The organism is Vibrio sp. 10N.222.48.A3, from assembly GCF_041475345.1.
Taxonomy (GTDB): Bacteria; Pseudomonadota; Gammaproteobacteria; order Enterobacterales; family Vibrionaceae; genus Vibrio; species Vibrio tasmaniensis_A.
Window position 1 is genome coordinate 1 of sequence record NZ_JBFRVX010000070.1, and the last position, 304, is coordinate 304.

Consider the following 304-nt stretch of genomic DNA (forward strand, 5'->3'; position numbering starts at 1 on the left):
GGCTAAGAAAGTTGAAGCTTATATCAAACTGCAAGTTGCAGCTGGTATGGCAAACCCAAGTCCACCGGTTGGTCCTGCTCTAGGTCAACACGGCGTGAACATCATGGAATTCTGTAAAGCGTTCAACGCAAAAACAGAATCTGTTGAGAAAGGTCTACCTACTCCAGTAGTAATTACTGTTTACAACGACCGTTCTTTCACGTTCGTAACTAAGACTCCACCTGCTGCTGTTCTTCTTAAGAAAGCTGCTGGCGTTAAGTCTGGTTCAGGTCGTCCAAACACTGAGAAAGTTGGTACTGTAACT

Annotated in this window: 1 protein-coding gene; it reads left to right on the forward strand. The window is 44.7% G+C overall.

Going from position 1 to position 304, the window contains the following annotated elements:
* A partial coding sequence (rplK, locus tag AB4653_RS02515) for a 50S ribosomal protein L11 (RefSeq protein WP_372103258.1) occupies positions 1–304 on the forward strand: 304 nt, incomplete at both ends.